This window comes from Bacillus sp. 007/AIA-02/001 (assembly GCF_004634455.1).
Taxonomy (GTDB): domain Bacteria; phylum Bacillota; class Bacilli; order Bacillales; family Bacillaceae_G; genus Bacillus_A; species Bacillus_A cereus.
Genome location: NZ_SEIY01000002.1, coordinates 436,661 through 451,927, shown reverse-complemented (window position 1 = coordinate 451,927; position 15,267 = coordinate 436,661). Strand labels below are relative to the sequence as shown.

The window sequence follows — 15,267 nt, the reverse complement described above, 5'->3', positions numbered from 1 at the left end:
TACTCTCTATTTTTAAAGGAGAGATTGAAAAACAGTAAATATACGGTAAATTTTTGTAAATCTTCTGATAACAAATCCTAATTTTAATTTATATATTTCATTTCCAATCGATACACAATAAAACTAGTTTTTTCTCTCAATGGACGTAAAAAAACTAAGGCGCATACCATTTCGCCTTAGTTTCTCATGCAAACTTTTCATTTTCATATAGATGTGTAATCTTATATTCCTTCTTCATAACATATTGCCACACACTATAAGCGTAACGGTTCATTTTCAGAAAACAATTTTCCAAAAATGAGCGAAACTCTGGATTAGCAACTTCCACTGCAACTTGAGCAAACTTTAAAGCTAATCGTTTCAAGTGCGCAATATAACTGGTTGCAATATGAATATCCCCTGTATATTTACTAACTGTTTCCTTTTCCATTTCATGCAAATCAAACTCCGTTGTTTCACAGGTTATATGTTGCACATTCTCTCCTTCTTGAAAATTTACTTGTTCATTATATGCTTGTAACATATATGGTAAATGGTGCTGTAATAGATTTTTTAATTCTTCGTCTCTGACCTTTCCAGCATACTCTCCAACCTTGTATATTAGTATATAACTATATCTCATTAATTCTTTCATACAGTCCATTAAAGCGCCTCCCTTCTCTTTTGTCCATATACTATAAATATGATGCTAAAACATTCGCTATTCTTGCTAAAAACCAATCCCATCTACTAATTTTCTCAAAATCTTCTTCAGAAAATCGTTTTGATTTATGAAAGTCTACCTGTAATCGACTCCATACTTCATCAACAACGGTTTTATCATATATGATACAGTTAGACTCACAATTTAAATAAAAACTTCTATTATCAAAATTCGCTGTCCCAATATCAACAATTTCTCCATCAATAATTGTTACTTTCCCATGAAAAAATCCATTTCGATATTGATAAATCTCCGCTCCAGCATGTAACATATCTTTCAAATATGGATAGGCAGCTTGTTTTAACAATATGGCATCACTTTTAAATGGCACGAGAATTTTCACATTAACACCACGATTTAATGCAGCTTTTAACTCTTTCACCATTTCTTTACTTGGTACAAAATATGGTGTAGCGATAATTAAAGACTTTTTAGCCTGCTTTAATAGTGCTCCATATTTTTCCCATAAGCCTTTTCCATTTGAAAATAAATATTGATATTTCACATTCCCTAATGTAGGTATACTTTCATGTATAGGCATTTTTTCTCCTGTATCTTCTTTCCAATCTTCGGCGAACTTTCTTTCCATATCCGCTGCACCCTCACCATGGATGCGCACGTGATAATCACGCCATGGCCCAAACTTTGGATTTTGTCCAAGGTACTCCTTTCCGATATTAAAGCCACCGACGTATGATACCTTTCCATCTATCGTAACAATACGTCTATGATTTCGTTGATGCAAAGAATAGAACATATTTTTCAGTTTCGGTTTTTTACTAAATGTAAACTTCACACCGTTTTCTTTTAATCGGCTAATTACCTTTTTCTTCAGCTTATATCCGCCTACCCGATCGACTGACAATTTCACTTCTACTCCGCTAGATGCTTTTTTCTCTAATAACTGTAAAAAATCTTGGCTTATTTCGTCTTTTCCTACAATATAAAAATGGATATATATATACTTTTCTGCATCGTTTATATCGTCAAATAATTTTCTATATAACTCTTCACCGTTCGTATATAGTTGAAATTCACCTAATCGAACTTGTCCTAATTCATATTCACTAGCCATTTCCTTCCCCATTTCCACATCGATGTTCATCCAAATGAATACACCTATTAAACAAAGGATTATAGCGAAAAAGTGCTTCATGGATAAATTCCTTTCTCCACTTACTGTTATTTCTATATCTTCCCTTTTTTATTACATTATCATTCAAGAAAATATGTCATTGCATGATATATGTCCATATCAAACAATAGCTCATTTGCATATTGTATGTTGTATCTTAAAATAAAAGGAGGAAATAACAATGGGCTTCGCACATGGTAATGGATTTGCGCTATTAGTCGTATTATTTATCCTCTTAATCATCGTCGGTGCTGCTTGCTTCTGCTAAGTAGCTACTGTCATATGATATGTGGATGAAAAAACTATAAAAGCGGACACCTATTTTAGGTGTCCGCTTTTCATTTTAAAACCATTTCCGACTGCTATAGTAACTTAAATGGCTAAATATTCATCTCAAAAGGTTAACAATGTGGCTACTTTCTTACTCTCTGCCTTACGTATATGACGCTGTTCTGCACGTAACACAGCAATACGATGTAATTCTTTCTCTTCTTCGGTTTCAGGGATAACACGCGGTACAGGAACTGGATTATTTTCCTTACTAAGTGCCACAAAAGTAACGAATGACGTTGCCGCTATACGCTTCTCACCTGAAATTAAATCTTCAGCCACTACCTTCACAAACACTTCCATCGAAGTTCTTCCCGTCCAAATTACGAAAGATTCATAACTAACACAATCTGAAGAACGAACAGGATGTAAGAAATCGACCCAGTCCATAGATGCTGTGACACATTCCTTTCTTGAATGTCTGGATGCTGAAATAGAAGCAACCATATCCATCTCCGCTAATATCTTCCCACCAAATAGTGTGTTATGATCATTTAAATCTGTTGGGAAGACTCGGCTCGTTTTGAACACCCTTGACTCATTGGCTGTTTTCCCCTTTACTTCTGTCATTGTTATCACCCCTTTAATGATCTATCCCTAATATTTCAATAATTACTATACTAAATGAACTACACGTTTAATATTAACAACATTCAGAACTTTTAGTCCACAAAAAAGAACCGATTTTATCAATCGGCTCCTCTAAATACATATTGTTCTTTCGGCTGTTCAACTTTATTCCATTTTGTTACTTCTAATACAGGAATATTCGCATGAAACGGCTGATAAAACTCAGTAGTTATCTCTCCTTCTACTTGAATCCAGTCATCATTATTCCACTCTACGCCTTCTGGCTTTTTCACTAACATACCATACACGCCAGAATCTGCTACGCAATGTATAATACCGAAACGGAATAAGAAGTATTGTTCTTTTTTAGAAGAATCATCTCTAAAAACAAACCCTTTAAAAGATAATTTTTTTCCAGTAAACTCGCCAGGATAATTATAAATTGTTTCCATACCCTTTAGGAAGTCTTCATCTTTCAAATTAATATTATCTTTCGTAACAAACTCTTTCTTCCCTTTTTCCATTACACCGCGGTATCCTTCTTTCCCGTAATAAATACTCGTATCAGGTCTTAGAAATTGTCTTGTCATAAATGGATCCTTACTTTCTGCTTGTGCAACAGGAAAGTGAAAGCCCTTCGCTTTAACAATATCCGAATCTAGCGTCGCAATTGGGAAAAATAACCCTGAGATAATTGGAAAACAAAACAATGAGTACGAAAATGCTTTTTTCCACCATGTATTCTCATCTTTTGAATGATCATGCCCGCAATGGCTATGATCACAACTACAATCATTTTTCTCTTTTTCCTTTTGGTGTTCTTTTTGGAAAACGACGATAATTTGTACAATCGTTAAGAAACCTAAAATAATTGCTGCTGTTGTTGATAAATAGGCATACTTCATATTGATATACTTCGTAATGTTACCGGAAATATGAAGCTGCGCAATTAATATTGTAAAACCTAATAATATATATGCTCGAAACATAACCTACCACCCCATCGCATAAATGAGTAGTGAGCTTGCATAAACAACAAGAGTAACTGTAACTATAACAACAATTACAAATTTCGTTTTAAATGTCGCAAGCATCATAAACATATTTTTAATATCCACCATCGGTCCGTAAACGAGGAACGCGACAAGTGAAGCTGTTGAAAACGTACTTTGGAACGAAGAAGCGATAAATGCATCTGCCTCTGAACAAAGTGATAAAATGTAAGCAAGTCCCATCATAACAGCTGATGAAGAAAACGGACCTTGTCCAATAGCAAGAAGTGTTGAAGTTTGTACAAACGTTTGTACTGCTGCTGCAATTAACGCACCTAGTACTAAATATTTTCCCATTGAGAAGAATTCCTCAACAGCGTGTGTACATACATCCCACATTTTTTTACGCAGTGGACGCTTATTATTCACTTCTGGGAAGTGATTATCTCTTAATTGATGTTCTTTAAACATAAAGGATAATATAATTCCAACGATAATGGCTACGATAATCGCTACAATAGAACGATACCATACCATGTGCATACTACTCCCAAAGGCAACATAAGTAGCAAATAATACAACTGGATTAATAATAGGTCCAGTTAACATAAATGCAATCCCTGCGTATGGTGGAACGCCTTTTCCAATTAATCGTCTTACAATCGGAACAATTCCACATTCACAACCTGGAAACAACATGCCTAAAAAAGTAGCTAATAAAACAGACAGAAATCGGTTCTTCGGCATCCATTTTGCCACCATATCTTCTGTCACGAACATTTGAATGAATCCTGAAATAAATACACCGATGAGCACAAAAGGAAGTGCTTCGATCAATATGGAGATAAAAATTGTATTCATTTGCAGGAATGCTTTCGGTAATTGAAACAATTCCATGATGTATTTCCTCCAACTTTTCATTAACAATATGTAATTTTAACCCCATTTCATTAATTGGACAAGGTTTATATGACATACATACCCTTTATATACATTACATTGTACAAGTTATATTCTATTCAAAATTTGAGATTTCATAGCAAAAAAGCTGCTCTAGCGTAGTTATATAACTATGCTAGAGCAGCTTTCTTATCGTTAAAAGTAACGTTTCTTCCAAAAAACAAAAGCTAACGTGAAAGATAGTGTTACACATATGATGAGTACAATTACAAAACCGTGGGCTTCTCCTTCAAACGGAACCTTTACGTTCATTCCAAAGAAACTAGAAACCATCGTCGGTAAAGATAAAATGATCGTAATTGACGTTAACAGTTTCATAACACTATTTAAATTATTTGATATAACGGAGCTAAAAGTATTCATCATTCCACTTAAAATATGACTATATATTTCCGCCATTTCAATAGCCTGTTTATTTTCAATTAATACATCTTCTAATAAATCTTGATCGTCTTCATACATTTTTAAAAATGTACTATTACGCATTAACTTTTGAATTACAATTTTATTAGCCTTTAATGACGTTGTAAAGTATACTAAGCTTTTCTCAAGGCCTAATAATGTGAAAATCTCTTTATTTTTCATTGACTGATTTAATTGATGCTCTAAATCAATTGTTTTTCGATTTATTTGCTTTAAGTATCTTAAATAATAAGTAGAAATCGTATATAAGAGCTGAAGTGCAAAGCGCGTCTTCTTAAACGTATAAAATTCTTTAATACGTTGATTAATAAAACGTTCAAAAATTGGATTCTCTTCTAAGCAGATTGTAACAAAACAATCCGGCATCACAATCATACCTATTGGAATCGTGTCATAAATCGAATTTCCTTCTTCGTCATGTCTAACTGTCGGAATATCCACGATAATTAAAGTATTATTGTCTTCCTTTTCAATACGAGAGCGTTCTTCATCATCCAAAGGGTCTTTAATGAAATCTAAGTCTACATTTAAAGTTTGTACTAGATATTGAATTTCTTCTTCTGTTGGATGAAGTACATTAATCCAGCACCCCTTTTGCATTTCCTCAATCTCTTGTAGTTTTCCGTTTCGGTCTGTTAAATATATATTTAACATACTATCACCCCGATTCTTTTTACATGTAGGAATCTACCTCTCTTAAATCACAGTTTTTAAACCGCCATTCTCAGCATATGAAACATACGTTTAAATTTCAATAGAAAAATTATTTTGAAAACGTTTTTATAAGAAAAATATTATAAAGTGAAACTTTAATCAGTGGGGGCTTCATCCCCCCCACTGATTTTCAGCCCTCACCAATCGGGCTTTTACGGACTGCCCGCCCCCAACCAAACTTCTTTTCTTTCGCTGAATTTTGAGATGAGGATCTTACTGCCCGTTAGAGCGGGATAAACATAGAAAAAGACAGAGTGCTCTCTGCCTTAAAAGCTTATGTTGCCTTTATAACATATTTAGAAAGCATCCACAAGTTAAACCCGACTGAAATCGTATAGCCCGCGTATGTTGAAATGATAAAACTTACATAATCGAAATACGGAAGCAATACAATATTTAAAACTATCTTCACAATAATTCCAATCACTAGTCCTAGCACCGTCTTCTGCTGTTGATTGATTCCTTGTAGCATAGCAGCCGTTACTGTAAAAAGAGAAAATAGTATGCAAGCAGGAGCATAATACTGTAAAATGATTCTCCCCATCTCTGGATCATTTCCAGCACCAAATAAAAGGGTATATACAGGCTTGGCTAACACCATCATTCCAATTGCCGCCGGTACCGTAATCGCTACTACTAATACATTTGTTCTCGTAAAATGTTTGTACAATAGCTTCGTATTTCCTGCTGTATAAGCTTTCGTCATCTCTGGTACGAGAGACATACTAAAAGCTGTCGCAACGGATACCGGGATAAGCACAACCATTTGAACAAGGCCAATTATTGCATTAATTTTTTCCGCTTCGCCTTGCATATACCCTATCTGTATAAGTAGTTTATTAATTGTAAATGTATCAATCGTCTGATACAACGGAATTGCTAAGCCTACTACAACAAATGGAATAGAATATGTAAAGAGCTCCTTATAAAGCGAGAAAAAAGATTTCGTTGTTTGTGGTATACTTGCCATTTCTTTTTTCTTTAAGTGCCTTCTCCTTCTCATATAATACGCACTTAAAACAGTTAATCCACCTACAGCTCCCATAAAGGCACCGAACGTTGAAATACCAACTGCTAGCGAAACAGAAGCTTTTAAAACATATAAAACGACAAAGCTTCCTATTAAAATGGTTAAAACACGAAAAAATTGCTCTACAACTACACTTAATGCAGAAGGCCCCATCGATTGGAATCCTTGAAAGAAGCCCCTTAATAAACTCATTACTGGCACAAGTATTAACGCAAAACTTACAATTCGAATATTAGTAGTAACCGCTCCTACACTATTCCCCGTTTGATCATTCCCATCGATGACAAGTTTAGCTAAATGCGGAGCTAGCATATATAACGTAAAACACGAAATGACTCCCATTATAAACATAAACACGATTCCACTTTTCAACACTCTCTTAACCGTATGATAATCATTCAGTTGATCATATTTTGATACCATCTTTGAAACAGCTAGCGGTAATCCCATTGTTGCTATGCTGAGCATGATGGTATAAGGACGATATGCGTATGTGTATAGAACGTAACCACTCGTACCGACCATCGCTGTAAATGGTATAACATATATAAACCCTAACATTTTTGATATCATCGTTGCCATCGTTAAAAATATCGTTCCACGTATAAACGGTGACCCTTTCATCACATTCCTCCGCTACGCTTTATTATTACACATTATGGACAACTCCTTTTCTTTAGAACCGAAACAAACAAAAAAAGCCAATGAAAAATCATTGACTTTAACGCGCTGCTTTTTTCTTTTTGAAATACTTTAAACCAAAGTATAGAGCAATAAAAAGAACAGCTCCTATAATTATGTAATGTGTGTAATCAGATGCATACTCTTTAATTTGTCGCCAATTCCCACCAAGTTTTTCACCTAAGTATATAAATAGAATTGACCATGGAATGATCGCTACAACCGTATAAAGTGTGAATAGTTTTAATGGCATCTTAGCTAGTCCTGCTGGAATAGAGATCGCATGACGTACTACTGGGATAAAGCGCGCAGAAAATATTACGCCTGCTCCATAACGCTTAAACCAACCTTCCGCTATGTCTAAATGATGTTTATTAATAAGTAGATATTTCCCATATTTCTCTACAACCGGACGCCCTCCGTAGTATCCAAGCCAGTATAAAAAGATTTGCGCTAAAGTACCACCAATCGTTCCGGCGATAACTGCACCCACAAAACTAATTTTACCATTTGCTACTAAAAAGCCAGCATACGAAAGTACAATTTCACTCGGGATTACTTCAATCATTAAAGCAAGAGCTACTCCAAAGTAACCTAAGCTTGCAAAAAATTGCAATAACTGATCTATTATGTTTGCTAACATGTTCTTTTTTATCTCCTTTTTTCTTCACATACCATCCCATTATTACATAAAGGCTGCAATCTGCCAATATCTTCATTTTAACAATATGTACAATTCAAGCAGGATTAATCTATTAATTTCTCTTTCTGCGGGTCTTTCATGTAGGCAAACATCTCTTTAATTTGGTCTTCTGTATTTCTAGCAATTGATAAATTAGGCAATTCATTTTCACCAAAAAACTCCACCTCTTCTGTTTCAATGCTAGTTTTCTTTTCTCCACCAATAATCTCACATCCAATGAAAATCTTATATACATGCGTCGCCGATGGAGATGGTTGATGTTTTTCTTTATCAAATATAGCTAGTAACTTAAAATGATCTACCTCATAACCAGTCTCTTCGAAAACTTCTTTTGCTGCAACTTCGGTTGGCGTATAACCGACATCAGCCCATCCACCTGGCAATGCCCATTTCCCATCGCTTTTTTCTTTCACAAATAATAACTTTTCATTTTGAAAAACAACAGCTCTTATATCAACTTTAGGTGTTTGATAGCCTGTCTCACTTGCAAATAATTTCTCTACGACTTCCCAATCTGTTTTCGTGTAATGTGACATCATTGAAATAGAAATATCTCGTAATTGCTGGAAACGCTCAATATCATACACATCCTTAGAATACGTTAAACCCGCTTGAGCTATAGATTGTATTTGTTTTACCCAATCAATCCATTTAATCGTCATATATCCGCATCCCCATTCTCTATCAAATATATTACTTCATTTTCATTGATACATCTTTATTATACAAAAAAAAGAGATTGATAACGTTTCAATCTCTTTCAAAATTAATCCAATTCATGTAAGTGGTCTTGTATATACTTTCTTCTCTTATTTATATATTCATAAATCATATCAGCCTCTTGATCAAATGTTTCTAATTTTTCTTTCATGTATGGATCTTGTAGTAAATATGGACGAATCAATTCACACAACCCTTCTACTTTCGGCCTCATAAACGAAACTGTAAATTGATCTTCTAATATTTCTTCTAAAATACTTCGATACTGCTTTCTAAATACAGGTATGTCTAGCAATCTTGCACTCAACGTATTATACCCTTGAATGCGAATATATTCATGATTAAGCGGTCTCCCTTGTACATCTCGCCCCCAAGTCGCATCATAATCCCACGGTATAACTTCAAATAAATTTGTTTCATCGTTATGATATAGTGCATAGTTATGAACAAAACCATCAAAGTTTTGCGTAAAAATAACTCCTGCTAACCATCGTAAATATTTATCTACATGTAGAAACTTCCCAATTTCTTTTTCATAGGCTTCCCTCGTCAAAGTATTCGCTTGAAATACAAATTCACTCAGTTGTTCTTCACTATTTTTATTCGAATATTTAAATTCATAACCCGCAAAGAGCTCTGTCTTAACATCTTTATCTCGTTCACTCATTAATGAAAAATTCGCATCATCATCTATCGCATAATAAATAGAACCACTCGGTAATCCTCTATTTTTCAAAAAATTTTCATCAACCGATTCTAACTGTAAGTACACACCTTGAATTTGACCATTAATTTTTATAAATACATGTTGTGATTTTGGCGAAAGTACACCAATATCATGAAAAAAATCTAAAGATAATTTATTTCTTATGAGAGACGGATCCATAAACTCCGAATTCAAATGAAACTCTTTCGCACCTTGAAATTTTTTAGGCTTATAAAACATAACATGATAAGACTTTTTCTCAAATTCGCGAATATGAGCTCCTCGGTATACGATATCAATATCATACTTCTTTTTTCCATAAGTTAATTTTGCTGGCACTGGACTATCTGACCAAATGTCCTTTTTCAATTCCACTAAGTACATTGGATGAACAAAAAAATCATATGAAGGCAGCATGTTTTCTCATCCCTTCTCAGTTCTCTTCATTCAATGTATGCGCCTTGTCTTGTCCATACATCCGCAATCATCTATTTATATAAAATTACACTCTTGTCCTGTTCAGAAAGATGCCTACATACATATCATGTTAAGGAAAAAGAATACCTTTTCACTTTAATACATGATAAGGAGGATTTCTATGAAACGTGATATTAGAAAAGCTGTTGAAGAAATCAAAAGTGCTGGGATGGAGGATTTCTTACACCAAGATCCAAGTACTTTTGAATGCGATGATGATTGCACTACAAAAATAGAGTGTAACGAAGATTGTAAATGCCCAAGAACAAGATGTACTCGCGTGAAACATTGTACGTTCGTTACAAAATGTACTCACGTTAAAAAGTGGACATTTGTTACAAAATGTACTCGTGTTCGCGTGCAAAAATGGACGTTCGTTACGAAAGTAACGCGTAGAAAAGAATGCGTTTTAGTTACAAAACGTACTCGTAGAAAGCATTGTACATTCGTTACAAAATGTGTACGCTTTGAAAAGAAATTTTACTGGACTAAACGATGTTACTGTAAAAAATGCGAATTCTTCCCTAATGGACACGGTGGCTCTTGCGACGATTCGTGTGATGACGGAAAGAAATGGAACGATTGCAAAGGCGGACATAAATTCCCATCTTGCAAAAATAAGAAATTCGATCACTTCTGGTATAAAAAACGTAACTGCTAGTTTTTATACCACCCAAAAAAAGGCCGTTTTGCGGCCTTTTTTACATTTATTGAAAGTGACTTATATCTGCAAATTGTTTCACTTTACCGATACCCTCTTCAAATTCTATTATGCTCAAACTGGCACTATGCATAAATGGATCATCCCACACATTTTCTATTTCAATTCCCGCGAAATGCCCTACAAGTAATTTTGCTGCTGCCGCATGAGACACAATCAATATGTTTTGTCCTTTATGCTTCTCTAAAAGAAGCTGCATCCCTTCAATTACTCTTTCATAAACGGCCTCAAAATTTTCGCCTGATGTTGACTGAAAAAGATGTGGCTCATTCCAAAACAGATGTACTTCTTCTGGAAATTGCTTTTCTATATCCGCGATTGTTTGTCCTTCCCATATACCCATGTTGATTTCATAGAAATGCTCATCCGCTATAATAGGTATATCACGTTCCCCCTTTATTAACTCTGCCGTATGAAGTGTTCTTTCGCTCGGACTACTATAGATCGCATGGATTGGTAAATCTTTCATTCGATTCCCTAATTGTTTTGCCTGAACTATACCATTTTCAGTTAAAGCAGAATTTTTCCGTCCCTGCATTCGCTTCGCTACATTCCACTCTGTTTCACCATGCCTTGTTACATATATAGTTGTTTTCATTTCATACTCCCCCTCACCATGTTGGTCGTAATTCCCAAGGTTCAACTCGCCCTACAATCCACTCCGCTCGTTTACTTTCAATCCCTTTTATAACTCCATCAGCTATCTCTTCATGAGTAAGCCATCTTCCATATGTATCTTCTAAAATAAACCCTAAAATAATTCTATGATAAATACATCGCGTACTCCCTATTTTTTGTGCAGGCATACGTGATGCTTTACTACCTAAAATATGAAATAAACTATATGTTTTAGACGACAAATCTAGTTCTTTACAAATATTTGATAGTGCATGCTTTGCACTTGTGTGTACCCATGCAACAACTAATGTGATCGGGCCATTTTTCTTAATTGTACTTTTAATAGCTAGCTTTACATCTTCATCATTATGATAATCTAACGAAAGGCATGTAATATTTTCTGGTGCAGAACTCATTCGCTTAACATTTTTTAATTTCACTTCATCTCGTCCAATAATAGACACATAAAATCCTTTCTCACAAAGCCACATAGAAACTTTCTTTAGCATTCCTGTCCCACCAATTACAAGTGCATGCAAATGCTATCCCTCCCTAATAAAATGTCATATGAGGTTTCTCATCTCTATAATAATTTAAACGGTCTTGCAGTGTCCCTGAGTGAAACTCAAATTTATGACCGTCAGGATCAACAAAGTATATAGATTCGCAATCTCTTACATCACGTTCTCTTCCTTGTAAAATATGAACATCATTTTCTTCTAATCGCTGTATTAGACATTTAAAGTCTTCTTGTTCAACAGAAAATGCAATGTGCGTATAAGATTGATGAATCTCATTTCTCGGAATATGCGTCTCTTCATTAAGCGCTATCCATACTCCACATATGTTAAAATAAGCTAATTTTCTTCCTTTAACTAATAATTCTCCTTCTAATACTTTTTCATAAAACATAATAGAGTTTTCTAAATTAGATACCGAAAAACAAATATGATTGATTCCTCTTAACAACTATAATTCCTCCTTATACAAATAAAAGATGAGCGAAAATTCACTCATCTTTTATTATACTATTTTTTTGTAATATATGCCCATTTATAACTGAAGTCCCCGCCAAACGTATGGTTAGCAATGCCTTTTACAAATGGCTTCTCTAAATAAGCTGTACTTTGTTGGTACGTAGGAGAAATTGCTGCGTCTTGACCAATTAAGATTTTTTCAGCTTCCGCAAGTGCATTCCAGCGTGCTTTATCATCTTTTAATAGCTCTCCTTTTGATTTCGCTACTAAATCATCATACTTCGGATTAGAATAATCCATTTCATTAAATGAGCTTCCAGTAACAAACATATCAATATAAGTCATTGGATCCGGATAATCAGGGCTCCATGCAGATAATGAGAATTCATATTGGAATTTCTTTTCTAAATCTAGCTTCTGCTTGTATGGTTGCTGTTTCAAATTCACTTTAATACCAGGCAAGTTTTTCTCTAGTTCTTCCTTAATAAAGTCGCCTACTTTTTTACGGCTACCGTTATCATCGTTTAGTAATTCAACCGTAATTGTATCTTGACCAAGCTCTTTCTTCGCTTCTTCCCATAATTTTTTTGCTTTCTCTGCGTTATCTTTACTATCACGGAAGTTTTTATTTACAGAGCGGAAATCTTTTCCATCCGGACCTGTCGTGAATTTTTCAGGTACTAAGAAATATGCTGGCAATGAACCGTCATTTAAAATGACATCAGCAATTCCTTTTTTATCGTATGCTAAATCAATCGCTTCACGTACTTTTTGGTTTTTAAATGTTGCATTTTTTTGGTTAAAACGTAAGAAATATATGCGCGGGTCTAACTTCGTTTTAAATTCATCTGGTTTATTCTTTTTATATTTATCAACAAATTCAGAAGTTAAAATAACTCGATCTGCTTGATCACTATCATATAAATTTACTCCCGTGCTTGTTTCCTTCACAATACTTACATTAATTTCGTCTAACTTTACAGTATCTTTATCCCAATAATTAGGATTTTTCTTTAACTGATAATTTTGTTCATGTTTCCATTGACTCATTGTAAATGGTCCATTATATACTAATTTATCTGCTTCTAATCCGTATTTATCTCCTTGCTCTTTCACATATTTTTCATTTAATGGGAAAAATGTAGGGAACGACGTAAGCTCAAGAAAATAAGGTGCTGGTTGCTCTAATTCTACTACCAACGTTTTATCATCCTTCGCTTTAACACCCAATTGATCTGCTGGTAATTCACCTTTATTTACTTTCTGTGCATTTTTCACATCAAATAAAATGAATGCATATTCTGCCGCTATTGCTTTATCTAATGTACGTTGCCATGCATATACAAAATCTTGTGCTCGAACTGGATCACCATTTGACCATTTCGCATCACGTAATTCAAATGTATATGTCTTTTTATCTTCACTAATCTTCACATCTTTTGCCATACCTGGTGTTGGTTTATTATCTTTATCTAGACGATATAAACCTTCCATTGCATTTACAAATACACGGAAAGATACAGAATCCGTTGATTTAGATGTATCCATTGAAGGAATTTCAGCTGTTTCTAGCAAATTTAAAACTTGTTTATCGGCCATTCCCTTATTCGATTCTTTCTTCGTTGTCGAAGCCTTCTCACCATTCCCACATCCTGCAACCAATACACTCGTCGTTAACGCAAGTGCAGCAATTGTTGTTGTCTTTCTCTTCATTCTTCCTTCCCCCAATCTATATGTATAAGTTAAATCCTATATAATATATTTCATTATACAAAAGATTCTGATTATTTTAAATATTTATTTTAACAAACATAGAAAAAAGCGATCGGAAATTTCTTTCCAGCCGCTTTCTTGAATAGCATTTACTTGTAATCCATCCTCTATATCAAATGGATTTTGAACTTTAAATATTTCTTCCATCAGCTTCAAAAACTCTTCTTCAGTTTTAGATTCACCATTAACCATAAATGAGTATGGTTCCACTTCACCTAATTTATAATCGACAACAAATTGAATCTTCACCTTTTGTCTTGGCGTTCCGGTGTTATATCCTTGGAATTCTACTAATTCTAACCCTTCCGTTCCACGATAATATACCCAACCTGAATTTTGAAAATAATTTTCGAAAGATTCACCTATTGAAAAGAAAGGATATTCATAAAGCGAGCTTGTACGAACCTTTTGAATAACGTCTCGATCAGTCGGAAAAAAGAAATGACTAAAAAATATACTAGCAACTGCTAAAATAGTAACAATTGTCGCTCCCATTTTGCTCGTTCCGCCGCTATCATTGATTAGATAGTTTTCAACTGATTTATCTTTTATTTCTCTTGCTTTTATTCGGTATATACGTCTTTCCGCAAATTGATAGTATAATCCATTTGCAAAAATCCCCATTCCAAACAGAATAAAAATAAGTAATAAAAACGTAAGAGGCACCATATTAATGATTGGCAACGCTACATTAAATCCCATATAATACGAAAATGCATCACACGCTACTAATAACAACATAAATAAAGCAGCTGGTACATAATACTTACGATATCCTAGCCAGCCTATATTGAAAATAGCAGCCCAACCATTCCAACTCCACCTAGCAATCCGCTTATTCTCAAGTTCCCATTTCCTTTTGTAATACGGATATTGTCTCCCTACATATACTTCTAGTTCTTTATCTATTAACGAGCTACCTTCCTCTTGTTCATTATCCAAGTTTCGCTGACAACTTGCACAATTTAACTGTTCCTCCTCGCAAGGTTGCCCACAATTTATACATTTCAAAACAATCCCTCTTCCCATCCATA

At 34.4% G+C, this 15,267-nt stretch carries 17 protein-coding genes; 2 read left to right on the top strand and 15 right to left on the bottom strand.

Annotated features, from left to right (window positions below; translation table 11 throughout):
- Nucleotides 1-184: 184 nt before the first annotated feature.
- Entirely contained in the window at nt 185-643 is a 459-nt protein-coding gene (locus ES895_RS07730; protein WP_000340535.1) for a spore coat protein, read from the bottom strand.
- A gap of 31 nt (nt 644-674) precedes the next feature.
- Nucleotides 675-1,859, bottom strand: a complete 1,185-nt coding sequence (gene cls, locus ES895_RS07725) for a cardiolipin synthase (protein ID WP_070757502.1) — start codon at nt 1,857-1,859, stop codon at nt 675-677.
- 160 nt (nt 1,860-2,019) lie between these two features.
- Between cls and ES895_RS07720 the strand changes: the two genes are divergently transcribed.
- Nucleotides 2,020-2,106 (top strand): YjcZ family sporulation protein, encoded by an 87-nt coding sequence (locus ES895_RS07720; protein WP_000505094.1) that lies wholly within the window; start codon nt 2,020-2,022, stop codon nt 2,104-2,106.
- A gap of 125 nt (nt 2,107-2,231) precedes the next feature.
- Here the strand turns inward: ES895_RS07720 and ES895_RS07715 are convergent, their stop codons facing one another.
- The 8 genes from ES895_RS07715 to cotH form a co-directional block, all read right to left on the bottom strand.
- Nucleotides 2,232-2,738, bottom strand: coding sequence for an acyl-CoA thioesterase (locus ES895_RS07715; RefSeq protein WP_000141164.1), 507 nt, complete (start codon nt 2,736-2,738; stop codon nt 2,232-2,234).
- A 119-nt stretch (nt 2,739-2,857) separates the two neighbouring features.
- Complete coding sequence (locus ES895_RS07710; protein ID WP_000488059.1) at nt 2,858-3,727, bottom strand: TIGR03943 family putative permease subunit; 870 nt, start codon at nt 3,725-3,727, stop codon at nt 2,858-2,860.
- A 3-nt stretch (nt 3,728-3,730) separates the two neighbouring features.
- Nucleotides 3,731-4,627, bottom strand: coding sequence for a permease (locus tag ES895_RS07705; protein ID WP_070757506.1), 897 nt, complete (start codon nt 4,625-4,627; stop codon nt 3,731-3,733).
- 198 nt (nt 4,628-4,825) lie between these two features.
- Nucleotides 4,826-5,767 carry a magnesium transporter CorA family protein gene (locus ES895_RS07700; RefSeq protein ID WP_000932389.1) on the bottom strand — a complete coding sequence of 314 codons (942 nt, stop codon included), beginning with the start codon at nt 5,765-5,767 and terminating at the stop codon, nt 4,826-4,828.
- Nucleotides 5,768-6,101: 334 nt separating this feature from the next.
- A complete protein-coding gene (locus tag ES895_RS07695; protein ID WP_000678847.1) occupies nt 6,102-7,481 on the bottom strand; it encodes a putative polysaccharide biosynthesis protein in 1,380 nt (459 codons plus the stop codon).
- 97 nt (nt 7,482-7,578) lie between these two features.
- Entirely contained in the window at nt 7,579-8,181 is a 603-nt protein-coding gene (gene uptA, locus ES895_RS07690) for an undecaprenyl phosphate transporter UptA (protein ID WP_000880691.1), read from the bottom strand.
- 104 nt (nt 8,182-8,285) lie between these two features.
- A complete protein-coding gene (locus ES895_RS07685; protein WP_000153584.1) occupies nt 8,286-8,903 on the bottom strand; it encodes an NUDIX hydrolase N-terminal domain-containing protein in 618 nt (205 codons plus the stop codon).
- A gap of 104 nt (nt 8,904-9,007) precedes the next feature.
- Nucleotides 9,008-10,084, bottom strand: coding sequence for a spore coat protein CotH (gene cotH / locus ES895_RS07680; protein ID WP_000937999.1), 1,077 nt, complete (start codon nt 10,082-10,084; stop codon nt 9,008-9,010).
- Between the two features lie 181 nt (nt 10,085-10,265).
- On the opposite strand from cotH, the gene exsB reads away from it, so the two are divergent.
- Complete coding sequence (gene exsB, locus ES895_RS07675) at nt 10,266-10,805, top strand: exosporium protein ExsB (RefSeq protein ID WP_000817486.1); 540 nt, start codon at nt 10,266-10,268, stop codon at nt 10,803-10,805.
- Between the two features lie 46 nt (nt 10,806-10,851).
- Here the strand turns inward: exsB and ES895_RS07670 are convergent, their stop codons facing one another.
- From ES895_RS07670 to ES895_RS07650, 5 genes are all read right to left on the bottom strand, one after another.
- Complete coding sequence (locus ES895_RS07670; protein WP_000858827.1) at nt 10,852-11,463, bottom strand: phosphoserine phosphatase 1; 612 nt, start codon at nt 11,461-11,463, stop codon at nt 10,852-10,854.
- A 13-nt stretch (nt 11,464-11,476) separates the two neighbouring features.
- Nucleotides 11,477-12,022: a short-chain dehydrogenase gene (locus tag ES895_RS07665; protein WP_000543124.1), complete on the bottom strand. Its 546-nt coding sequence runs from the start codon at nt 12,020-12,022 to the stop codon at nt 11,477-11,479.
- Nucleotides 12,023-12,035: 13 nt separating this feature from the next.
- A complete protein-coding gene (gene fosB / locus ES895_RS07660; RefSeq protein WP_000943769.1) occupies nt 12,036-12,452 on the bottom strand; it encodes a FosBx1 family fosfomycin resistance bacillithiol transferase in 417 nt (138 codons plus the stop codon).
- A gap of 59 nt (nt 12,453-12,511) precedes the next feature.
- Nucleotides 12,512-14,173 (bottom strand): peptide ABC transporter substrate-binding protein, encoded by a 1,662-nt coding sequence (locus ES895_RS07655; protein WP_000824273.1) that lies wholly within the window; start codon nt 14,171-14,173, stop codon nt 12,512-12,514.
- A gap of 84 nt (nt 14,174-14,257) precedes the next feature.
- A complete protein-coding gene (locus ES895_RS07650) occupies nt 14,258-15,262 on the bottom strand; it encodes a DUF2628 domain-containing protein (protein WP_481747513.1) in 1,005 nt (334 codons plus the stop codon).
- Nucleotides 15,263-15,267 lie beyond the last annotated feature (5 nt).